The 19,650-nt window shown below is 70.7% G+C and carries 23 protein-coding genes and 1 tRNA gene; 11 read left to right on the plus strand and 13 right to left on the minus strand.

Annotated features, from left to right (window positions below; all coding sequences use genetic code 11):
* Positions 1-111: 111 nt before the first annotated feature.
* Both ACQPYD_RS32670 and ACQPYD_RS32675 read left to right on the plus strand, forming a co-directional pair.
* Positions 112-2,613 carry a glycosyl hydrolase 2 galactose-binding domain-containing protein gene (locus tag ACQPYD_RS32670; protein WP_433699190.1) on the plus strand — a complete coding sequence of 834 codons (2,502 nt, stop codon included), beginning with the start codon at positions 112-114 and terminating at the stop codon, positions 2,611-2,613.
* Positions 2,613-3,473 carry a LacI family DNA-binding transcriptional regulator gene (locus ACQPYD_RS32675; RefSeq protein ID WP_433699191.1) on the plus strand — a complete coding sequence of 287 codons (861 nt, stop codon included), beginning with the start codon at positions 2,613-2,615 and terminating at the stop codon, positions 3,471-3,473. The genes ACQPYD_RS32670 and ACQPYD_RS32675 overlap by 1 nt, the downstream gene beginning before the upstream one ends.
* A 110-nt stretch (positions 3,474-3,583) precedes the next feature.
* On the opposite strand, the gene ACQPYD_RS32680 is transcribed toward ACQPYD_RS32675, so the two are convergent.
* From ACQPYD_RS32680 to ACQPYD_RS32690, 3 genes are all read right to left on the minus strand, one after another.
* Positions 3,584-3,790, minus strand: a complete 207-nt coding sequence (locus tag ACQPYD_RS32680; RefSeq protein ID WP_433699192.1) for a hypothetical protein — start codon at positions 3,788-3,790, stop codon at positions 3,584-3,586.
* Positions 3,791-3,865: 75 nt separating this feature from the next.
* Complete coding sequence (locus ACQPYD_RS32685; RefSeq protein ID WP_433699193.1) at positions 3,866-4,123, minus strand: hypothetical protein; 258 nt, start codon at positions 4,121-4,123, stop codon at positions 3,866-3,868.
* 48 nt (positions 4,124-4,171) lie between these two features.
* Positions 4,172-4,723 carry a hypothetical protein gene (locus tag ACQPYD_RS32690; protein ID WP_433699194.1) on the minus strand — a complete coding sequence of 184 codons (552 nt, stop codon included), beginning with the start codon at positions 4,721-4,723 and terminating at the stop codon, positions 4,172-4,174.
* Between the two features lie 227 nt (positions 4,724-4,950).
* On the opposite strand from ACQPYD_RS32690, the gene ACQPYD_RS32695 reads away from it, so the two are divergent.
* The gene (locus ACQPYD_RS32695) at positions 4,951-5,424 is read left to right on the plus strand and encodes a hypothetical protein (protein WP_433699195.1); all 474 of its coding nucleotides are present in this window, start codon (positions 4,951-4,953) and stop codon (positions 5,422-5,424) included.
* A gap of 153 nt (positions 5,425-5,577) precedes the next feature.
* Here ACQPYD_RS32695 and ACQPYD_RS32700 read toward each other — a convergent pair.
* The 4 genes from ACQPYD_RS32700 to ACQPYD_RS32715 form a co-directional block, all read right to left on the minus strand.
* Positions 5,578-5,662: transfer RNA gene (locus ACQPYD_RS32700), tRNA-Ser, on the minus strand.
* A gap of 92 nt (positions 5,663-5,754) precedes the next feature.
* On the minus strand, positions 5,755-6,249 hold the full coding sequence (locus ACQPYD_RS32705) for a nucleoside deaminase (RefSeq protein WP_433699196.1): 495 nt from the start codon (positions 6,247-6,249) through the stop codon (positions 5,755-5,757).
* Position 6,250: 1 nt separating this feature from the next.
* The gene (locus ACQPYD_RS32710; protein WP_433699197.1) at positions 6,251-6,739 is read right to left on the minus strand and encodes a tRNA adenosine deaminase-associated protein; all 489 of its coding nucleotides are present in this window, start codon (positions 6,737-6,739) and stop codon (positions 6,251-6,253) included.
* 42 nt (positions 6,740-6,781) lie between these two features.
* Positions 6,782-7,282 carry a tRNA adenosine deaminase-associated protein gene (locus ACQPYD_RS32715; RefSeq protein ID WP_267947321.1) on the minus strand — a complete coding sequence of 167 codons (501 nt, stop codon included), beginning with the start codon at positions 7,280-7,282 and terminating at the stop codon, positions 6,782-6,784.
* A gap of 321 nt (positions 7,283-7,603) precedes the next feature.
* Here ACQPYD_RS32715 and upp point away from each other — a divergent pair, with 321 nt between their 5' ends.
* The 7 genes from upp (at position 7,604) to ACQPYD_RS32750 (ending at position 13,140) form a co-directional block, all read left to right on the plus strand.
* Positions 7,604-8,257, plus strand: a complete 654-nt coding sequence (upp, locus tag ACQPYD_RS32720) for a uracil phosphoribosyltransferase (RefSeq protein WP_433699198.1) — start codon at positions 7,604-7,606, stop codon at positions 8,255-8,257.
* 409 nt (positions 8,258-8,666) lie between these two features.
* On the plus strand, positions 8,667-8,900 hold the full coding sequence (locus ACQPYD_RS32725; RefSeq protein ID WP_433699199.1) for a hypothetical protein: 234 nt from the start codon (positions 8,667-8,669) through the stop codon (positions 8,898-8,900).
* 318 nt (positions 8,901-9,218) lie between these two features.
* Complete coding sequence (locus tag ACQPYD_RS32730) at positions 9,219-9,383, plus strand: hypothetical protein (RefSeq protein WP_170293704.1); 165 nt, start codon at positions 9,219-9,221, stop codon at positions 9,381-9,383.
* An 18-nt stretch (positions 9,384-9,401) separates the two neighbouring features.
* Positions 9,402-9,911, plus strand: coding sequence for a PH domain-containing protein (locus ACQPYD_RS32735; RefSeq protein WP_267947324.1), 510 nt, complete (start codon positions 9,402-9,404; stop codon positions 9,909-9,911).
* 385 nt (positions 9,912-10,296) lie between these two features.
* Entirely contained in the window at positions 10,297-10,527 is a 231-nt protein-coding gene (locus tag ACQPYD_RS32740; protein WP_267947325.1) for a hypothetical protein, read from the plus strand.
* Between the two features lie 562 nt (positions 10,528-11,089).
* Positions 11,090-12,751, plus strand: a complete 1,662-nt coding sequence (gene abc-f, locus ACQPYD_RS32745; protein ID WP_433699200.1) for a ribosomal protection-like ABC-F family protein — start codon at positions 11,090-11,092, stop codon at positions 12,749-12,751.
* A 143-nt stretch (positions 12,752-12,894) separates the two neighbouring features.
* A complete protein-coding gene (locus ACQPYD_RS32750) occupies positions 12,895-13,140 on the plus strand; it encodes a hypothetical protein (RefSeq protein WP_433699201.1) in 246 nt (81 codons plus the stop codon).
* On the opposite strand, the gene dnaB is transcribed toward ACQPYD_RS32750, so the two are convergent.
* Positions 13,107-14,459 carry a replicative DNA helicase gene (dnaB, locus tag ACQPYD_RS32755; protein ID WP_330093570.1) on the minus strand — a complete coding sequence of 451 codons (1,353 nt, stop codon included), beginning with the start codon at positions 14,457-14,459 and terminating at the stop codon, positions 13,107-13,109. The genes ACQPYD_RS32750 and dnaB overlap by 34 nt on opposite strands.
* Before the next feature lie 345 nt (positions 14,460-14,804).
* Here dnaB and ACQPYD_RS32760 point away from each other — a divergent pair, with 345 nt between their 5' ends.
* Positions 14,805-16,154, plus strand: a complete 1,350-nt coding sequence (locus ACQPYD_RS32760) for an MATE family efflux transporter (RefSeq protein ID WP_433699202.1) — start codon at positions 14,805-14,807, stop codon at positions 16,152-16,154.
* Positions 16,155-16,674: 520 nt separating this feature from the next.
* Here the strand turns inward: ACQPYD_RS32760 and ACQPYD_RS32765 are convergent.
* The 5 genes from ACQPYD_RS32765 to rpsF all read right to left on the minus strand — a co-directional run bounded on the left by ACQPYD_RS32765 (position 16,675) and on the right by rpsF (position 19,569).
* On the minus strand, positions 16,675-17,508 hold the full coding sequence (locus ACQPYD_RS32765; RefSeq protein ID WP_433699203.1) for a peptidoglycan recognition protein family protein: 834 nt from the start codon (positions 17,506-17,508) through the stop codon (positions 16,675-16,677).
* A gap of 224 nt (positions 17,509-17,732) precedes the next feature.
* Positions 17,733-18,179: a 50S ribosomal protein L9 gene (gene rplI, locus ACQPYD_RS32770; RefSeq protein ID WP_330162361.1), complete on the minus strand. Its 447-nt coding sequence runs from the start codon at positions 18,177-18,179 to the stop codon at positions 17,733-17,735.
* 27 nt (positions 18,180-18,206) lie between these two features.
* Positions 18,207-18,443: a 30S ribosomal protein S18 gene (rpsR, locus tag ACQPYD_RS32775; RefSeq protein ID WP_013155832.1), complete on the minus strand. Its 237-nt coding sequence runs from the start codon at positions 18,441-18,443 to the stop codon at positions 18,207-18,209.
* A gap of 114 nt (positions 18,444-18,557) precedes the next feature.
* Positions 18,558-19,157 (minus strand): single-stranded DNA-binding protein, encoded by a 600-nt coding sequence (locus ACQPYD_RS32780; protein ID WP_267947332.1) that lies wholly within the window; start codon positions 19,155-19,157, stop codon positions 18,558-18,560.
* Positions 19,158-19,278: 121 nt separating this feature from the next.
* Positions 19,279-19,569, minus strand: a complete 291-nt coding sequence (gene rpsF, locus ACQPYD_RS32785) for a 30S ribosomal protein S6 (RefSeq protein ID WP_267947333.1) — start codon at positions 19,567-19,569, stop codon at positions 19,279-19,281.
* Between the last annotated feature and the right edge of the window lie 81 nt (positions 19,570-19,650).

Consider the following 19,650-nt stretch of genomic DNA (forward strand, 5'->3'; position numbering starts at 1 on the left):
AGTTCATCGAAGTAAGAATCTCCGGAGTGGTCCGGCGCACATCGGCGCGTCCGGCCGCCGACGGTCCGCCTCCCCCGGGCGGCCGTCCCCACACCCCCGGAGAGGCAGAGGATGATCCGCCGCACCCTGCATGACGGCTGGCTGCTGACGAGCGCCACCGGAACCGTCCCCGAGCACATCGCGGGACGCTCCGTCCCGGCCCTGGTACCGGGAAGCACGCACCTCGACCTGCTGGCCGCCGGGCTCATCCCGGACCCCTACCTCGACTCCAACGAGACCGAGCTGGCCTGGGCCCACCGCGTGGGCTGGCGCTACACCCTCACCTTCGACGCCGAGGAGGCCTCCCCCTCCGAACACGTGGACCTGGCCTTCGACGGCCTCGACACCGTGGCCACCGTCGAGCTCAACGGGGTGGAGCTGGGGACCACCGCCAACATGCACCGCGGCTACCGCTTCCCCGTGGGCCGCGTCCTCCGCGAGGGCTCCAACGACCTCACCGTCTCGTTCCGGCCCGCGCTGGAGTACGCCGAGGAGGTCCGCGACGCGCTCGGCGCGCGCCCCCACACCAACACCCACCCGTACAACATGGTCCGCAAGATGGCCTGCTCCTTCGGATGGGACTGGGGCCCCGACTTCCAGACCGCGGGGATCTGGAAGCCCGTGCGCCTGGAGCGCTGGAGCACCGCCCGCCTGGCCTCCGTCCGCCCGCTGGTCACCGTCGGCGAGGACGGCGTCGGCCGGGTCGAGGTCCACGCCGACGTCGAGCGCTCCCTCACCGAGGCCCCGGCCGCCCTCACCCTGACCGCCGAGGTCGCCGGGCACACGGCCACCGCGACCCTGGCCCCGGACGCCGACACCGGCGTCGTCGTGGTGGAGGTCCCCGACGCCCGCCTGTGGTGGCCGGTCGGCTACGGCGACCACCCCCTGTACGACCTGGCCGTCACGCTCGCCCCGGGCGGCGACGCGCCCGCCGGCCCCGACGCACCGGCGGCCCTGGACACGGCCGAACGCCGGATCGGCTTCCGCACCGTCACCGTGGACACCGAGCCCGACGAGCACGGCACCCCCTTCACCGTCACCGTCAACGGCAGGCCGATCTTCGTCAAGGGCGCCAACTGGATCCCCGACGACCACTTCCTCACCCGGATCACCCGCGACCGCCTCGCCCGGCGCGTGGACCAGGCCGTCGACGCGAACATGAACATGCTGCGCGTGTGGGGCGGCGGGATCTACGAGAGCGAGGACTTCTACGACGTCTGCGACGAGCGCGGCGTCCTCGTCTGGCAGGACTTCCTCCTCGCCTGCGCGGCCTACCCGGAGGAGGAGCCGCTGTGGAGCGAGTTCGAGGCCGAGGCACGCGAGAACGTCGCCCGCCTCACCTCGCACGCCTCGCTCGCCCTCTGGAACGGCGGCAACGAGAACCTCTGGGGCTTCATGGACTGGGGCTGGCAGGAGCAGCTCGGGGACCGCACCTGGGGCCACGGCTACTACACCGACCTCTTCCCCCGGATCGTCGCCGAACTCGACCCGACCCGCTTCTACTCCGCGGGCAGCCCGTACAGCCCCGGGTTCGCCCCGGACGACGTCCACCCCAACGCCGAGGCGCACGGCACCCGCCACGAGTGGACCGTCTGGAACCAGACCGACTACCGGGCCTACCAGGACCACGTCCCCAGGTTCTGCTCCGAGTTCGGCTTCCAGGGCCCCCCGACCTGGACCACCCTCACCGACTGGGTGCACGACGAGCCGCTCACACCCACCTCGCCCGCCTTCCTCCTGCACCAGAAGGCCGAGGACGGCAACGGCAAGCTCGACCGGGGGTACTCGGCCCACCTGTACACCCCGCGCACCTTCGAGGACTGGCACTGGGCCACCCAGCTCAACCAGGCCCGCGCGGTCGCCTTCGGCATCGAGCACTACCGGTCCTGGTGGCCCCGCACCTCCGGGGCCCTCGTCTGGCAGATCAACGACTGCTGGCCGGTGACCTCCTGGGCGGCCGTGGACGGCGACGAGAGGCTCAAGCCCCTCTGGTACGCGCTCCGCCGCGCCTACGCGCCCCGCATGCTCACCGTCCAGCCCAGGGACGGGCGCCTCGTCGTCATCGCCGTCAACGACACCGACGAGCCCTGGACGGGCCCCCTCGACCTGCGGCGCCAGGGCTTCGGGGGCGAGGTGCTCCACACCGGGAGCGCACAGATCTCCGTGCCGCCCCGCTCGACCGCCGAGGTCGAGCCGGAACGGCGGCTCCTCGCCCCCGCCGACCCCGACCGGGAGGTCTTCGTGGCCTCGTCCGGGGAGGTGCGCGTCGTCCACACGTTCCGGGAGGACCGCCACCTGGCCTACGACCCCGAGGCCCTGACCGCCGTGGCGGCCCCCGTCCCGGGCGGCTACCGGGTGGACGTGCGCGCGTCCTCGTTCGCCCGCGACGTCTCGGTGCTCGCCGACCGGGCGGCCCGCGACGCCGAGGTGGACGACATGCTCGTGGACCTGCTGGCCGGGGAGACGCACAGCTTCACGGTGCGGACCGGGGCGGAGATCGACCCCCTCTCGCTGACCACGGCCCACGTCCTCCGCTCGGCGAACACGCCGCACGCATCGGCGAAACAGGTCTGATGGGCCGTCCCGAACCCGTCGGCGCGGTCGGGCTGGTCCTGGCCCGGCCGCGCCGCCTGCTCAGCGCGGAACCGTTCTTCATGGAGTTCGTCGCCGGGATCGAGGAGCGCGTGGCCGCCCGCGACATGGCGTTCCTGCTGCACCTGGTGACCGACGCGGACGCCGAGGACGCCACCTACCGCCGGTGGGCGGAGCGGCGCCTGGTCGACGCGGTGGTCGTGGTCAACCTCGCCGCGGAGGACGCGAGGCCCGCCCTCCTGCGCGGGCTCGGCCTGCCGGCGGTGCTGGCGGGCGTCCAGGAGCCCGACCCCCAGGGCTCACCGGCGGTCCGCACCGACCACGTGACCCCGGTCCGGGAGGCCCTGGCACGCCTCCTGGACCTGGGTCACCGGCGGATCGCCCGGGTGTCCGGGCCCGCCCGGCTGCTGCACACGCGCGCCCGCACCGCGGCCCTCGCCGAGGGCTGCCGCCGGGCCGGGATCGCCGCCCCCGTCGTCCTGGAGGGCGACTACTCGCACGAGGAGGGCGCACGGCTCACCCGGGAACTGCTCGGCCGCGAGCGGCCCCCGACGGCGATCCTGTACGACAACGACGTCATGGCCGTCTCCGGCCTGGAGGCCGCCCGCGACATGGGCGTCTCCGTCCCCGGGCAGGTCAGCATGGTCGCGTGGGACGACTCGACCCTGTGCCGCCTGTCCTCTCCGGCGCTGACCAGCGTGAGCGTGGACGTCTACCGGTACGGGACGGAGGTCGGCGCGTCCGCGCTGGAGTGCGCCGACGGCCGCCCCGTCGCGGAGCGGTGGTCCCCCGCGGCGGCCTTCGCGGCCCGCGGGAGCACGGGCCCGGCCCCCACCCCGTAGCGGGAGGGAGCGGGCGGCGGGGCGGGCCGCCCGCTCCCCGGGCCGGGGAGGGTCGGCCGGGGCCGGGCGGCCTACGTCTCCGACGAGGACGTCACCGCCATGGCTGTTCGCTACGGGGTGCGCTCCTCCGTCGCCGAGGAGACGGAATGCTGAACCCGGTCGTGACGACGAAGCAGCCAGTAGTTCATCGGCGCCCACACCAGCATGACTCCGGCGAACAGCATGTGCGGCCACATCGGCTCCCCCGTCCAGGGGCCGGCCCACACCAGCATGATCAGAGCACCGACGAACATCATTCCGGCAGCTGCCCTCAGCACCAGAAGTTCAAGGGGACTGCGTACGGTCACGAGGGCTCCCGCTCTGTGGGTGTGTTCAGGCGTGCCGGCAGTCGGCTACGCGGTCGGCTCTGCTTCGGAGGGAGGGGCGGGCTCCTGGGCCCGCTTCGCCAAACGCAGCTGCCGGTATTCCACCACGAGGAACACCAGCGTGATGGAGCACATGATGCCGCCCCACCACGTCATGACTGGCCCGCCTACCAAGGCTTCGTCGCCACCCCACTTCACGATGACGTCGACAGCGAGCCAACCCAGCACGACCACGCACAGAATCGCCCTCAGGAGGAGAGAGGCCTCCTTGGAAAGTCTGGCCATCTGATGCGCTCCTGTTCTGTGCGTGTGTTCGGTCGCGCGGACAGCAGGCTACGGGGCCGGTTTCTCCTCAGCGGCAGGAGCGGCCCGATGCGCAAGGGATTCGCGGTGTTCACGCCTGTACGTCACGACGCCCACGGTCAGGTGCCAGACCCACAGGCAGATCCAGTACGTCGCCAGGGGGTTGATCCGGCCTTCGGCCACCCGTGTCAGTACCGCCCACACCACTCCGAACAGCAAGGCGACGGCCGGGACAAGGACCGGCCAGCGGGCCGCAGGTAGGGGAATGCCCATCGGATGGGGGGATCTCGCTCTGCGGGTGTGTTCAGCGGCACTGGTAGCAGACTGCGGATGGGACTCTTCCTCGACGAGCGGGGCGGCCTGTCGGGTGCGCTCCGCCCAGCGACGCTGCCGGTACTCCACCACGAAGAACGGCATCCCGAAGGCGCACACGGGGCCGCTCCACCACGCCATCGGGGACACCCCTGCCAGGCCTTCGCCCCCGCCCCAGCTCATGTGAATTTCGACCGCGAACCACAGAACCCCGAACGCGCACAGGATCGCCTGCCAGCGAAAAGGGAGCTCCTTGGAGAGTCTCGCCATCGTGGGCGCTCCTGCTCTGTTGCTGTGGATGTGGGCATCGGTGCCGCTGGCCGGCTATGGGGTGAACCTGACCGGCGTTGCTGAAGAGCAGGACCCCGGGAAAGACGAGGAGTTCAGAGAGTGCCAGAACCGAACCGACGAGGCTGATCAGGGCAAAGAACAACAAGCAGGGGTCCGAGGGATGCTCTCATCGGGGACTCTCGTTCTGTGGTCATGGGGGTGGGCTGATGCCGGCGCCCACCGGTAAGTCAACGAGGGCCGAACGCCTCGCGCAACCCCTGGCCCGTGAGGTGGCCGAACAGAGCGCCTCCGCGACCTACCACCAGGTCTGGTGGTCGGCCGCCGACACCGTCCACTTCCAGCGCGACCACCTGCCCGACTGGGACATGGCGACAGGGGCATATGTCGACGAAGCGACCGGGGAAGTCCTACCCACCCGGGACGAGGGCCGCATGACCCGCCCATCACCCCTCTGCCCTGCCCCGAACCGGGTCTGCGGTCGGTCACTGGGACCGCCGCTTACCTCCGCGTCACTCGCCATCGCGGCCGGCGCGGACGTCGAGGTGGTACAGGCCGTGCTCGGCCACGCGACCGCCATGATGGCCCTCGACCGGTACGGGCACCTGTTCCCCGACCGCCTGGATAAGGTGGCCGACGCGATGGACGCGGCCCGCGCGAAGGCTCTCGGCACCGCTGCGTAAGGATTCTTACGGAGCTTCCCCGGGGACCGGACCCCGGTAACGCGAAAGGCCGGTCTCTCCGACCGTGTGCACCGTCTGTGCACCGGCCCGGATCAACCGGCCCTCGCTACCTCTGCCGGCCCTACGCTCACCTGCGTGAACGTCGGCCTCGTGCGGTGGAGGAGGGATTTGAACCCTCGAAGGGTTGCCCCTTACCCGCTTTCGAGGCGGGCGCCATCGGCCACTAGGCGACTCCACCGCGAGCAACTCTACCGGATGCTCCGCCGTGCGGAAAACCGGATGGCGCGAGCGGTTCCGGCGGCGTCCCGGACGTCCTCATGGGCGGGCCGGTCAGCCGCGGTCCCGGCCCCCGCGGCGCTGCTCGAAGAAGGCGGTCAGGAGTTCGGCGCACCTCGCGGCGACGTCCGCGCCGACCAGGTCGGGCGGAACCACCTCCGGCCGGTGGTTGAGCCGCGGGTCGCGGACCACGTCCCACACCGACCCCACGGCGCCGGCCTTGGCGTCCCGCGCGCCGAAGGCCAGGCGGTCCACCCGTGAGAGCACCGTCGCGCCCGCGCACATCACGCAGGGCTCGAGGGTGACGACCAGCGTGCAGCCGCTCAGGCGCCACTCACCGCGTGCGCGGGCCGCGGCCCGCAGGGCCAGCACCTCGGCGTGCGCCGTGGGGTCACCCGCCGCCTCGCGTTCGTTGTGCCCCGTCCCCAGCACCGCGCCCGCGGCGTCCAGGACGATCGCCCCCACCGGGACGTCGCCCGTGGACAGGGCGAGCTCGGCCTCGGCGACCGCCGTCCACAGTGCGGCGTCGAGGACCCCGCGGTCGTCCACGTCACAGCCTCATGGCGTCGAGGATGTCGCCGAACCCGGCCCGCTCGGCCACGACGGCGAGGACGTCGGCGGGGAGGACGCCGCTGCCGACGGACAGCGAGCGCAGCTCGTCGCCGGCCACGCCCAGGTCGGTGATCAGGTCGCCGTCGCCCACCGGTACCGGGTTGGGACGCGCGCCCGCGCTCTCCGAGGGCTGCGGGGCGCCGAGGGCGCCCGCTTCGGAGAGGACCGAGGCGACGGGGTGGTCGTGGACCACGCGGCCGTCCGAGAGGTACACCCGCGGCTCACCGCCGTCGTCCGAGGCGCGCACGACGGCGAACCACTCGTCGTCGGCTTCCACCAGAAGGAGCGCGCTGTCGCTGCCCCGCTCCGCCGCGAAGTCGAGCATCAGGTCGGTGACGTCGTCGATGACGTCCACGTCCCCGAGTTCGACCTCGGTTCCCCGCCATGTCCTCCCGTTGGGGGCGAAGACAGCTGCGAAGGTCGACACCGCGTGCTCTCCTGTTCTCCGGGGTGTTTTACCAGGGGTCCCTTACCCCATACCGTCCAGGACACGCTGGAAGGACTGTGCGAATCCGAGGCGTTCGGACACGCTCGCCAGGACCTCGTCGGGGTACAGGTCGAGATCGCCCGCGAGGGCGCCGAGCTCCATCTCGTCCAGGCCGAGGTCGGCGACGATGGACAGGTCACCGGCGGGGAGCACCTGGTCGAGGTCGTCGTCATCGGGGAGGTCGATGTCCAGGTAGTCGAGGACGTCCCTGGCGACCTGCCAGTCCACCGACGCGGTGACGTCGGAGAGGAAGAGGGAGACGTCCTCCCCGTAGACCCGCACGATGATGAAGAAGTCGTCGCCGACCGAGACCAGCCCGAGGGAGCCGCTGATGCTCGGTTGCTGGCGCAGTGCGTGGATCAGGCCCTTCAGGTCGTGCGTCAGCGTCACGGGGAGGAGGTCGACGTCCCAGTACTCCTCTTCCCTGTACGCGACCGCCGCGAAGTCACCCGAGTCGTCGTCACCATGATCGAGTACTGTCATCGTCACCCCAACCCGGCCGGTGTATCGGTGCGGACGAGGAAGAGCCGCGCCCGCGCGAGTGCAATGGTAACGATCACTCCCGCTCCGCCGTCTCCCTCGGTCCGTGTCAGTCCGGACCACGCTCTCATGAGAACGGGGCCCGCGCTGCCGCCCCGGCGGTTCCGTCGGGCCGCCCCGGGAGCGGGCGGGCGCCCCCGCAGGTCCACCGCGCGACAGGCGCGGCGCCGGGACGCCCTGTTCCGGGTGGTACGCGCGGTTAGACTCGGGCGGGCCCCCATCCCCAGCCACCGTCCCGTTATCCCAGCTCACCCGGAGAACGTCTTGGAAACCCTGGTCGTCGACCATCCCCTGGTCGCGCACAAACTGACCACCCTGCGCGACGTGCGGACCGACTCACCGACCTTCCGGCGCCTGACCGACGAGCTGGTGACCCTGCTCGCCTACGAGGCGACCCGCGACGTCCGAGTGACGGACGTCACCATCAGGACTCCTCTCGTGGAGACCACCGGAACACAGCTGACGCGTCCCACGCCCCTCGTGGTCCCGATCCTGCGCGCGGGCCTGGGCATGCTCGACGGGATGACCCGCCTGCTCCCGACCGCGGAGGTCGGCTTCCTGGGCATGGCCCGGGACGAGGACACGCTCCAGCCCGCGACCTACGCCGACCGGCTGCCGCAGGACCTGTCCGGCCGCCAGTGCTACGTGCTGGACCCGATGCTGGCCACCGGCGGCACCCTGGCCGCCGCGCTCAAGCTCTTGGTGGAGAGGGGCGCGGACCACATCACCGCGATCTGCCTGCTCGCCGCCCCCGAGGGGCTGGTCGCGGTGGAGCAGAAGCTGGCCGAGACCCTGGATCCGGACCACGGGGCCACCCTGCGCGTGGTGACCGCCGCGGTGGACGAGCGCCTGGACGAGAACGGGTTCATCCTCCCGGGGCTGGGCGACGCGGGCGACCGCCTGTACGGCTGCGCCTGAGCCCTCCCCGCGGCCCCATGAGCCTCAGCGCCCAACCGGATCACCGGTTGGGCGCTTTTTCGGCTCTTTTGAACACCGGACGAATGATCGACCGAAAATCGGGCATTGAACCCGGAGGCAGCCGCGTCGAACCAGGTGGCGCACCCCTCCGGACGCAAGCGTCGACACGGCTTGCATTAGCCGAATTCATTTCGAGATTGGAACGTAACAGATTAGAGTGATCATGGTTCCTGACCACCCATAACCGCGAAGGCCAGCCGGACCGAAACCACGCCGCACGGCCGGGGTCCGCTGGAGCGGAGGCCCGTGTCCGCTTCCTGCGCGGCGTTCAGGCAACCCTCCGTCGACTACCCAAAGACCCCGACCGCACACGCTGCGCCATCAGCCCCCACGGCCCTCAAGGAGTGAGATGCCCGAGACCCCCTCCCCCTCGACCGACCGCGACCCCCGCTACGGCTCCGTCGTCGACCGACTGTCCACGGAGTTCTCCGGCGTCCACCACGATTCCACCGTCACCCGTTGCGTCGACGCCGCCAGACACGGCGCCGAGGACGTCATGGGCCGGTCCACCCCCGAGCTCGTCGAGCGGATCGCCCGGCAGCACCTCCAGGTGCTCGCCCTGGCCTTCGCCGAGCAGCACTAGGGATCCGCTCCGCACGAACCACGAGTTTCGGCCCGACCGTCACTCGCATCCGGCCGGGGATCGAATCGGTCCCGGGGAAGTCCCTCCCTTCTCCGGACAAACCATCCCTAATGCCCTGACCTGCGAGGGGCTTCGACCGTATTCCGGTCGACCGAACACTGGTTCACCAACACCACCGGAACCGGACACAGCCCGCAAGCGCGGTAGGACGGACATACCGCCACGCCGAGGGTGCGCCCCAGGCTTTACGGGCATCATTGTCAATGGAACAATCACTGCTGGGTTGGTGGGTCAGGTGGATTCCAAGGGGAGTCAGTCGTGGCGAAGTTGAAGAAATGGGGCGGCTACGCTCTCATCGGTTTCGTGGCGTTTTATCTGCTCACGCAACCTGAAAGCGCCGCTGGTGTGATCCAGAGCGCGTTGGGCGGTCTGATGGGTGGCGCGGAGTCCATGTCCCGCTTCGTCAACGCACTGCTGCCGTAGTGGGGATGGACGGGTGCCATGCGGCTCGTAGCGTCGAGTAACAGCGCTCCGGCGTCGGTCAACCGCTACCTTCTGCCGCACGAGCAGGACGTCGTGACCATCCGTCGGCACCCCGCGGTCCTCATCGGGCCGGTCGGGGCCGTCCTCGGTGCGTTGATCGTCGCCGGCATCATCAGCAACACCCAGATCGCGGACAGCGCCGCGGCTCTGGCGATCATCTGGTGGCTATGGCTGCTGGTGCTGGTGTGGTTCGTCTGGCGGGTCGCGGAGTGGTCCGTGGACTACTTCGTCATCACGTCGGCGCGCCTCCTGCTGACCACGGGGCTGATCACCCGACAGGTCAACATGATGCCGCTGGGCAAGGTCACGGACATGAGGTTCGAGCGGACCCTGGTGGGCCGCTTCCTCGGCTACGGCACCTTCGTGATGGAGTCCGCCGGTCAGGACCAGGCCCTGAGCCGGATCTCCTTCATCCCGTACCCGGAACAGCTCTACCTGGAGGTCGTGGGGCTCATCTTCAAGGAGTGAGCCGCCGCAGGTCCCGATCACCGTCACGGGGCATCCGCCGAGGGCGGATGCCCTTCGTCGTGCTCCGGGCCCCCTCGCCGGCCGTGAATCCGGGTGCGGACCCCGGGCGCGGGGTCGCCCCGTCCGATTCGCCCTTCGTTCACCTTCCGTTCACCTTGCCTCGAGGTCACACTTCCCTGCCCTCGCACCGCAGCCGCCCGCACGCCGGGGAGGGCCGCCCGCACCGCCCTGGCATGGGAGAACACCCCCCGGGGAAGAACCCCCTTCAGATCCGCAACACGGCATCCCTACCCAGCGGGCGCGAACCTTCGCAAGCCAATCGAATTGACGCGAAGGTGAACATAGGGTTAACTCATAACATCTGATACGGAAACGAGGAGGGCCCATGGCGCGCTGGACAGACCGTGCACCACACCCCACTCGCTCCGCGACGCCCCGTCGGCGTATCCGCCCCGCGGCTGCGACCCGCCGTCTCTCCGGCCTCACGCCCGAGCCCGTGCACGTCCCGCAGCCGCGCGAGGACGCCGACGCCATCGCGTCCGAATACCCGATCATGCACTGGGTGCTGGTCACCGACCACAACGGTCGGACCCGCCCGGAGGCCCGCTGGCTGTAGCCGCGCGAGCGACCGTCGAGTGAGCCCTTCGCCATCGCGGCGAGTGCTCCGGAGTTCATAAGAGCGAGTGACGTGAAGGGGCCGCCCCCGCGGGGCGGCCCCTTCACGCGTCCCGGAACCGGCCCCGAGCCGGACAACGGCACCCCCGCCGATAAAGCGGTTTGTCAATTAATCAGAATCTGGTCGACCGCATATAGGACCCCAGGCGCCGACCGAGAGTGATCCCCGTCTCACCGAAAGCACACTTGACGCCAGGCAAAACGAGACGTACCGTCTTACAGATGAGGCTGTACATCTTCCTGTAGATCCGCGCCAGACGCCCGCGTCCGAGCACCGTCGCACCCGCTTGTCCAGCGGCGACACCCCTGTCGCCCCTCCGGCACCGTGCGGCTCCGCCGGCGTCGCCGTACCGCGGTCGACCCAGGGAAGCCTCAGCGTCCCCGCTGTACCGGACCCCGTCTCGCCTGTGCGGGACCTGTCCGAAACCAGTCGGCACGCGTGCTCCTCCGGCGATCCGCGGCCCCGTACCGACAGACCGCACCGCAGCCCAGGAGGCGCGCACATGCACACCGCCGCACGTCGAGCACACTCCCAGCTCACCCTCGACGAGATCACCAAACGCTACGACGACCACACCGTCCTCGACCGTGTCACCCTGACCATCGCTTCGGGCGAACGCGTCGGAGTCATCGGGGACAACGGATCGGGCAAGAGCACCCTGCTGCGCCTGCTGGCGGGCGAGGAGCGCCCCGACGACGGGGACCTCACCGTCAGGGCGCCCGGCGGCGTCGGCTACCTGCCCCAGACCCTGGAGGGGGTCGGCGTGCGGACCGGCACCGTGGCGGACGCGATCGACTCCGCACTCGCCGACCTGCGGGACCTGGAGGCGCGGCTGCGCGTGGCCGAGGCCCGCCTCGGCTCCGCCACGGCCCGGGAGATGGACGGCTACGGCGACCTGCTCGCCGAGTTCGAGACACGGGGCGGCTACGACGCCGACGCGCGCGTCGACGCCGGGCTCCACGGCCTGGGCCTTCCCGGGCTGGACCGCGAGCGCCCGCTGCGCACGCTCTCCGGAGGGGAGCGCTCACGTCTGGCCCTGGCCGCGATGCTGGCGGCCTCGCCCGAACTGCTCCTCCTGGACGAGCCCACCAACGACCTGGACGACCGCGCGGTCGCCTGGCTGGAGAACCGGCTCCGGAACCACAGGGGCACGGTGGTCGCCGTCACCCACGACCGCGCCTTCCTCGCCGGAGTCACCGACACCGTCCTGGAGGTCGACCACGACCTCCGCCGGATCAACAGGTACGGCAACGGGTACTCCGGGTTCCTGGCCGCGAAGGCGGCGGCCCGGGCCCGGTGGATCCGGGAGTACCAGGACTGGAGGGCCGACCTGGCCAGACAGAGGACGCTGGCGGACAACGGCGTCGCCGCGCTCCGGGCCATCCCGCGCAAGGTGGACAAGGCCGCGTTCGGGCACGGCGGGTTCAGGATGCGCAGTCGGGCGCACGGCTCCATGGGCCGTATCCGCAACGCCAAGGAGAGGCTGGAGAGACTGGCCTCGGACCCGGTGGCGCCGCCTCCGGTCCCGCTCCGCATGACCGCCGAGTTCACCGGGGCCCCGCAGGGGGAGCCCGGCCCGGCGCCGGTCGCCGAACTGGAGCGGGTACGGGTCGACCACCGGCTCGACGTCCCAGCCCTGGAGCTGGCACCGGGTGAGCGCGTCCTGGTCACCGGCCCCAACGGGGCGGGGAAGTCGACTCTGCTGCGGGTCCTCGCCGGGGATCTGGCCCCCGGTCCGGGCCGGGTCTGCGTCCCGGCGAGGGTCGGCTTCCTGAGGCAGGAGGACGGTGTGTCCCCCTCCCGGCGGACCGTGCTCCAGGCGTGCGCGTCCGGCCGCCCCGGCCCCGCCGAGGAGCACCGGGAGGAACTGGCCTCGCTCGGACTGTTCCGTCCGAAGGAGATGGACCAGGCGGTGGCGTCGCTCTCGGTCGGTCAGCGCCGCCGGATCGAGGTGGCCCGACTGGCGTCGGGGGTCCACGACCTCCTGCTGCTGGACGAGCCGACCAACCACCTCTCCCCCGGTCTCGTGGAAGAGCTGGAGGAGGCGTTGTCGCGCTTCACCGGGGCTCTGGTGATCGTGACACACGACCGGACGATGCGCGGGAGGTTCGCCGGCCGCCGCCTGGAGATGCGGGAGGGGATGATCGTCGGGGACTCCCGGTGAGACGGCCATGACTCTTTGTCGACAAATCGGCTTGACCACAAATAGGCAAAGAGGCTGACCGATAAACGGGCCCGGGGAGGGGCGGCGGGACCCCGCCCCTCCTCCGGGTACACCGTCGACGTCCTCGTCCTGTACCGGGAGGGATGCGACCCGGCCCTGCCCCCGGGGACGATCCCGGCTGGGCGGACCCCGCCGAGGAGTACGCGGCGCACGGCTTCGACACGTCACCGGACATCCGGCCGCGCGTGGGTGTCTCCGAGTTCCGCGGGATCACCGGGGACGCCGTGCACCTGGTGCACGACAGCCCGGGCTCACCCGACCTGGACGGCGTGGACGCGGCCGTGGACGCGATGGCCTATCCGGGCGCCATGTCGACGAACCGGCTGTAGTGGCCCTGGAAGGCCACGGTCACGTCCGCGGTGGGGCCGTTGCGGTGCTTGGCCACGATGATGTCGGCCTCGCCCGCCCGCGGCGACTCCTTGTCGTGCACGTCCTCGCGGTAGAGCAGGATGACCATGTCCGCATCCTGCTCGATGGAGCCGGATTCGCGCAGGTCAGATACCTGAGGGCGCTTGTCGGTGCGCTGTTCGGGGCCGCGGTTCAGCTGGGAGAGCGCCACGACGGGGACCTCGAGCTCCTTGGCCAGGAGCTTGAGGGACCGGGACATCTCCGAGACCTCCTGCTGGCGGCTCTCCACGCGCCCCGGCGAACTCATCAGCTGGAGGTAGTCGACGATGACCAGCTTGAGGTCGTGCTGCTGTTTGAGCCTGCGGCACTTGGCCCGGATCTCCATCATCGACATGTTCGGCGAGTCGTCGATGAAGAGGGGGGCGTTGGCCACCTCGCCCATGCGCCTGGCCAGCCTGGCCCAGTCCTCGTCGGTCATCAGGCCGGAGCGCATCGTGTGCAGGGGGACCCGGGCCTCCGCCGACAGCAGGCGCATGACGATCTCGTTCCGGCCCATCTCCAGGCTGAAGAAGACCGAGGCCATGTCGTTCTTGATCGACGCCGCGCGCGCGAAATCCAGGGCCAGGGTCGACTTCCCGACGGCCGGCCTGGCGGCGATGATGATCATCTGGCCGGGGTGGAGGCCGTTGGTGAGGGCGTCGAAGTCGGCGAAGCCGGTGGGCACGCCGGTCAGGGTGCCGTCGCGGGCCCCGATCGCCTCGATCTCGTCGAGGGCGCCGGGCATGATGTCGGCGAGGACCACGTAGTCCTCGCCGGTCCGCTTCTCGGCGACCTTGTAGATCTCCGCCTGGGCGTGGTCGACGAGGTCGTCCACCTCGCCGTCGCCGGCGTAGCCGATCTGCGCGATACGGGTGCCGACCTCGACGAGGCGGCGCAGGACCGCCCGGTCGGAGACGATCTTGGCGTAGTAGCCGGCGTTCGCGGCGGTCGGGATGGCCTCGGTGAGGGTGTGGAGGTAGAGGGCGCCGCCGACGCGGGTGGCCTCGCCGCGCTTGGTGAGCTCGGCGTTGACGGAGATGGCGTCGACCGGCTCGCCGCGGGAGAAGAGGTCGACGACGCTGTCGTAGATGATCTGGTGCGCGGGGCGGTAGAAGTCCGCGGAGCGGATGATCTCGACGACCTGGGTGATGGCGTCCTTGGAGAGGAGCATGCCGCCGAGCACGCTCTGTTCGGCCTGGATGTCGTGGGGTGGGGTGCGCTCGTATCCGCCTTCTTCAGGTGGCTGCTCAGCGACACTCACGAACGCTCTCCCCGGGACCGTACTCCGCCGGCCCGAACGGGCCGCCCCCTCCAGGATGCCCCATCGCGACCGCTGGGGACGCCGTGGACGTGGCCTGTGGACGGAGCCATTACCACCATGTCCCGCCCCGTGCGGGGCATGGCGGGAACAGGTTGTGCACATCACCTGTGGATAACTTTGCCATGACCCTCGCATATAGGCTTTGATCTGCAAAAACACTGTGCGTAGGCGGGTCGTGCAAGATGCCTCACAGGGAGTGTTTCCACAGGTTATCCACAGGCATCCGGGCGGGTGTGGACAACTCCACACCCGACTAGAACGCCTGTCCGATAATGTGGTCTGGTCATGCCAAAACTGCTCTCGGCCGCCCCCTTCCGGCACCGCCACGACCGCGAGATCTTCGCTCTGGCGGTCCCCACGTTCTTCGCCCTCATCAGCGAACCCCTGTTCCTGCTCACCGACGCGGCGGTCGTCGGCACCCTGGGCACCCAGGCCCTGGGAGGGCTGGGCGTGGCCGGGCAGGTCCTCCTGACCCTGGTGGCCGTCTGCGTCTTCCTGGCGTACGGCACCACGGCGGCGGTCTCCCGCCGGTTCGGCGCCGGCGACGTCGCGGGCGGTATCCGCGACGGTGTGGACGGCCTGTGGCTCGCCGTCCTGCTGGGGGCCGCGGCCATCGCGATCGGCTGGCCGCTGGGGCCGCTGATGGTGGACCTGCTGGGCGCCTCGCCCGAGATCGCGCCCTACGCGCTGACCTATCTGAGGATCAGCCTGCTCAGCACGCCGTTCCTGCTGATCGTCATGGCGGGCACCGGTGTGCTCCGGGGGCTCCAGGACGCACGCACCCCGCTGCTGGTCGCGGTGGCCTCCTACGCCGGCAACGCGGTGCTGTGCGTGGTGTTCGTGCTGGTCATGGACTGGGGCATCGCGGGTTCGGCGTGGTCGACGGTGATCGCGCAGGGCGCCGGGGCGTTCTGGTACGTGGCGGCGATCTCCCGTTCCGCGCGGCGTGCGGGGGTCTCCCTCGCCCCGACCGCGGCGGGGCTGCGGGCCTCGGCCTCGGCGGGGTTCGCCCTGTTCCTGCGCAGCGTGTCGATGCGGGTGGTCGCGCTGGTGACCACCGCGGTGGCGGCGCGCCTGGGCGACGAGTCGATCGCCGCGCACCAGGTGAGTTACAACATCTGGGCCCTGCTGGTGTTCGCCATGGACGCGATCGCGATCGCCGGTCAGTCCATCGTGGGCCGGTACCTGGGCGCGGGGGACGTGCGGGGCACGAAGGAGGCCACCCGCCGCATGGTGGAGTGGGGGGTGATGCTGGGTGCGGTGTTCATGGTCCTGGTGTTCCTGGTGCTTCCGTGGGCCCCGGTCCCCTTCACCTCCGACGCCGAGGTGCGGACCCTCATCATGGCCACGCTGGTGGTGGTCGCCCTCATGCAGCCGCTGAGCGGCGTGACCATGGTCCTGGACGGGGTGCTGATGGGGGCGGGCGACCAGCGCTACCTGGCGTGGGCGTCGCTGTGGACGATGGCGGCGTTCCTGCCGTGCGCCCTGGTGATCCCCCGCTTGGCGGAGGACTCGCTGTGGGGCCTGGTGGGGCTGTGGATCGCTTTCACGGTGTGGATCCTCGCGCGCGCCGTCACCCTGGGCGCCCGTGCGCGGGGGACCGCCTGGCTGGTCACCGGGGCGACGAGGCCCTGACGGGGCGCCGCCGCACGGGCGGGCGCGTGGAGGTCGGCTCCGGGCCCCGGCCCCGTCGTGCTCCCGGCCCCGGGCGGGCACGCGCGTGAAAGGCCGCCCGCCGGAGGGGGAGGCGGGAGCGTCGCGCCCGGACCCCGTGGGGGCACGCCTCATGGTGGCGGGCCGCGGGCTCCCCCTTGTGAACCAGGGGACCACGGACCGTCGGGCACCGTCCAGAGCGGACATGTCGACCTGTGGACAAGTCGCTCCGACATGTCGACCTGTGGACATGTCCTCTCCGCCGCTTGTCGACCTGTCGGGAAGCCGATATGCGGACGGGTCGACACCGCCCGCACGGCAGCGGTCCGCTTGTCCCTCCCCCTGTGCGTACCGGACCGGACCCGCGCCACCCGCGGGACGTGCCCCGGCCGCTGCCGGCCGCCGCCGCTCCCGCGTGGCGGTGCGGGCCCGCCGGGACGCGAAGGAGCCGCCCCGGGGGTCGGGGCGGCTCTCCGACGGGCATCGTGTCAGGTCCCTCGGGTCACGGGGACGCGTCGAGGTCGCCGACCGCCGGGCCGTGGTGGAACGGCACGGTCCGTTCGGCCTGCGGAACCCTCGGGTAGGTCGGCAGCTGCTCCAGGGTCAGCTCGGTTCCGGCGACCCGGCTCAGGTGGCTGAGCTGTTCGCGCATCCTGCTCGTCACGTCCTTGCGCAGCTGCGGGAGCATCGAGTAGAGCTGGTCCCCGGGGCAGCTCGTGGCGTTGTAGTCCCGGTGGCCGACGATGGCCTCCGACGGGTCCATCTGGTAGACCAGGCACAGCCACGCACAGGTGTCGACCAGCGACCCCATGAGCGCCTGGGTCGGGGTCTCCGAGGTGTAGGTGCCCTCGTTCTCGATCCCGATGGTGTGGGAGTTGTGGTTGGCGGTGTGCGCGCCGACCACGTGCTTGCCGTCGCGGATCGCCTTGAGGGACAGGTCCCTGCCCTCCATGATGTGCCCGCCCCGGCTGATGGTGAGCTGCTGGCCGGTGTCGCTCCACCCGTTGCTGTCCATGTGGTAGCGCTGGATGGACCGGGACAGCGCGGCGGCGTGCTGTGTCGAGGTGTCGGACACGTTGCCCGTGGCGGTGTGGTGCACGACGATGTGGGTCGGCCCCTTGGACACCAGGTCGATCTTGTTCCTGGGCGCCCTGGCCTGCCAGTCGGCGCGCGTGTACACCTTGGGCATCGCGGCGGCGGAGGCCTGCCCCGCCGGTGAGATGCCCATCATCCCGCCGAGGAGCACTCCCCCTGCGGCGAGGGCGGTCCCGCGCAGGATCGTCCTGCGGTCCACCTGCGGGTGTCGGTCCGGATCGGTCGTTCTCTCTACGGCCATCGGTCGTCGTCCTCTCCGTGCGGGGCGCCGCGAGGTGCGACACCAACACAGACAACACGATAGGTTACAAAGAGTAGTCAAAGGGTTGCTTTTGGTAATGAGGCGTGTCAGGAATGCCCCACCCCCGCGAGAGCACGGCCGCCACCGCCGGAACACGTCCCGACACGAAGCGGGCCCCGCCTCTCCGAGGAGAGGCGGGGCCCTGACGCGTCCGGTGCCTGGGATCAGGCGCCGACGACGTCCAGCTTGATCGTCGCGGAGACCTCGGGGTGCAGGCGGACCTGGACCTTGTGGCTTCCGACCGACTTGATCGGGGTCTTGACCTCGATCCGGCGCTTGTCCAGCTCGGGACCGCCGGTCGCCTTGACGGCGTCGACGATGTCCGCGGGCGTGACCGAACCGAACAGACGACCACCCTCGCCGGCGCGCTGCTGGAGGCGCACGGTGAGCGCACCGACCTGGCCGGCGACCTGCCTGGCCTCGTCCAGGGTGCGGATGTCACGCGCGGAGCGCGCGCGCTGGATCAGGTCGATCTGCTTCTGACCGCCGCGCGTCCACCGAATGGCGAACCCGCGGGGCAGCAGGTAGTTGCGACCGTAACCGTTCTTCACCTCGACGACGTCGCCGGGGGCTCCGAGACCGTTGACCTCGTGGGTCAAAATCAGCTTCACGACAAAAACCTCCCTCGGATATCGCCGCTAGCGAGCGGTGCTGGTGTAGGGCAGCAGGGCCACCTCGCGCGCGTTCTTGATCGCGGTCGCGACGTCGCGCTGGTGCTGGGTGCAGTTGCCCGTGACGCGGCGGGCACGGATCTTGCCGCGCTCGGAGATGAACTTGCGGAGAAGCGTGGTGTCCTTGTAGTCGATGTAGGACTGCTTCTCCTGGCAGAAGAGGCAAACCTTCTTCTTGGGCTTGCGCGCTGCCGGCTTCGCCATCGTGGTGCTCCTTCGCAAGAGCCCCGGGGTCCTCCCGGGGATGGTCTGTGGATGGAAAGGTGACTCGGCGCCCTGGGGCACCGGGCCGTGTGCTGCGTGGTGCGGGGTGGTGCGCTAGAACGGGGGCTCGTCGGAGAAGCCTCCGCCGCCGCCACCGAACCCGCCGCCACCGCCGCCACCGTTGGTCGCCCAGGGGTCGTCGGCCGGGGGGCCGCTGCGGCCTCCGCCGCCCTGCGCCCCGCCGAATCCGCCGCCCTGGTTCCCGTAGCCGCCGCCGCCCTGCTGGGGCTGGCCGCCGCCGAAACCGCCTCCGCCGCCGTTGCCGCCGCCGAAGCCGCCGCCACCCTGGCGCTGCGTCTTGGTCACCTTCGCGGTGGCGCTGCGCAGAGCCGGGCCGACCTCCTCGACGTCGATCTCGAAGACGGTCCGCTTCTCACCCTGCTGGGTCTCGTACGAGCGCTGCTTCAACCGGCCCTGCACGATGACGCGCATGCCCCGCTGAAGGCTCTCGGCCACGTTCTCCGCGTACTGCCGCCAGACAGTGCAGGTGAGGAACATGGACTCGCCGTCCTTCCACTCCCCCGACTGCTTGTCGAAGGTGCGGGGCGTCGAGGCCACACGGAAGTTGGCGACCGCGGCTCCACTGGGCGTGAAGCGCAGCTCAGGGTCGTCGACGAGGTTGCCGACGAGCGTGATCTGGGTTTCGCCTGCCATGGATGGGCTCCGGTTCGAGGTAGTCGGTTCAGGCGGTTTCGCCTGCTCCCCCGATCATCCGCGCCGGCACTGACAGAACCGGGGCGGACGGGAGGGGGTGAGGGGTACGGGCAGGGCCGTCCTAGTGGACCTCGGGCCGGAGGACCTTGGTGCGGAGCACGGCCTCGGCGAGGCCGAGCTGGCGGTCGAGCTCCTTGACCGTGGCGGGCGTGGCCGTCAGGTCGATGACCGCGTAGATGCCCTCGGGGTTCTTGTCGATGTCGTAGGCGAGACGGCGCTTGCCCCAGATGTCGACCTTCTCGACCGAGCCGCCGTCGTTGCGCACGACGCCCAGGAAGTTCTCCAGCGACGGGGCGACGGTGCGCTCGTCGAGGTTCGGGTCGAGGATGACCATGATTTCGTAACGACGCATAGGCGTACGTTCCTCCTCTGGACTGTTGCGGCCATGGAATCTCCATGGCAGGAGGGCAGGAGTCCGCGAGCTGTTCCGCGC

This window comes from Nocardiopsis sp. CA-288880, from assembly GCF_050955985.1.
GTDB lineage: Bacteria > Actinomycetota > Actinomycetes > Streptosporangiales > Streptosporangiaceae > Nocardiopsis > Nocardiopsis tropica.

Excerpts from the sequence above, each read along its gene's own strand:
- rpsR (WP_013155832.1), bottom strand. The coding sequence starts at position 18,443 with ATGGCGAAGCCGGCAGCGCGCAAGCCCAAGAAGAAGGTTTGCCTCTTC.
- ACQPYD_RS32780 (WP_267947332.1), bottom strand. The coding sequence starts at position 19,157 with ATGGCAGGCGAAACCCAGATCACGCTCGTCGGCAACCTCGTCGACGAC.
- ACQPYD_RS32740 (WP_267947325.1), top strand. The coding sequence starts at position 10,297 with ATGGCGCGCTGGACAGACCGTGCACCACACCCCACTCGCTCCGCGACG.
- ACQPYD_RS32735 (WP_267947324.1), top strand. The coding sequence starts at position 9,402 with ATGCGGCTCGTAGCGTCGAGTAACAGCGCTCCGGCGTCGGTCAACCGC.
- ACQPYD_RS32760 (WP_433699202.1), top strand. The coding sequence starts at position 14,805 with ATGCCAAAACTGCTCTCGGCCGCCCCCTTCCGGCACCGCCACGACCGC.
- ACQPYD_RS32670 (WP_433699190.1), top strand. The coding sequence starts at position 112 with ATGATCCGCCGCACCCTGCATGACGGCTGGCTGCTGACGAGCGCCACC.
- ACQPYD_RS32715 (WP_267947321.1), bottom strand. The coding sequence starts at position 7,282 with ATGACAGTACTCGATCATGGTGACGACGACTCGGGTGACTTCGCGGCG.
- abc-f (WP_433699200.1), top strand. The coding sequence starts at position 11,090 with ATGCACACCGCCGCACGTCGAGCACACTCCCAGCTCACCCTCGACGAG.
- ACQPYD_RS32725 (WP_433699199.1), top strand. The coding sequence starts at position 8,667 with ATGCCCGAGACCCCCTCCCCCTCGACCGACCGCGACCCCCGCTACGGC.
- ACQPYD_RS32690 (WP_433699194.1), bottom strand. The coding sequence starts at position 4,723 with ATGGCGAGACTCTCCAAGGAGCTCCCTTTTCGCTGGCAGGCGATCCTG.
- ACQPYD_RS32765 (WP_433699203.1), bottom strand. The coding sequence starts at position 17,508 with ATGGCCGTAGAGAGAACGACCGATCCGGACCGACACCCGCAGGTGGAC.
- ACQPYD_RS32685 (WP_433699193.1), bottom strand. The coding sequence starts at position 4,123 with ATGGCCAGACTTTCCAAGGAGGCCTCTCTCCTCCTGAGGGCGATTCTG.
- ACQPYD_RS32695 (WP_433699195.1), top strand. The coding sequence starts at position 4,951 with ATGCCGGCGCCCACCGGTAAGTCAACGAGGGCCGAACGCCTCGCGCAA.
- ACQPYD_RS32750 (WP_433699201.1), top strand. The coding sequence starts at position 12,895 with ATGCGACCCGGCCCTGCCCCCGGGGACGATCCCGGCTGGGCGGACCCC.
- rpsF (WP_267947333.1), bottom strand. The coding sequence starts at position 19,569 with ATGCGTCGTTACGAAATCATGGTCATCCTCGACCCGAACCTCGACGAG.
- ACQPYD_RS32675 (WP_433699191.1), top strand. The coding sequence starts at position 2,613 with ATGGGCCGTCCCGAACCCGTCGGCGCGGTCGGGCTGGTCCTGGCCCGG.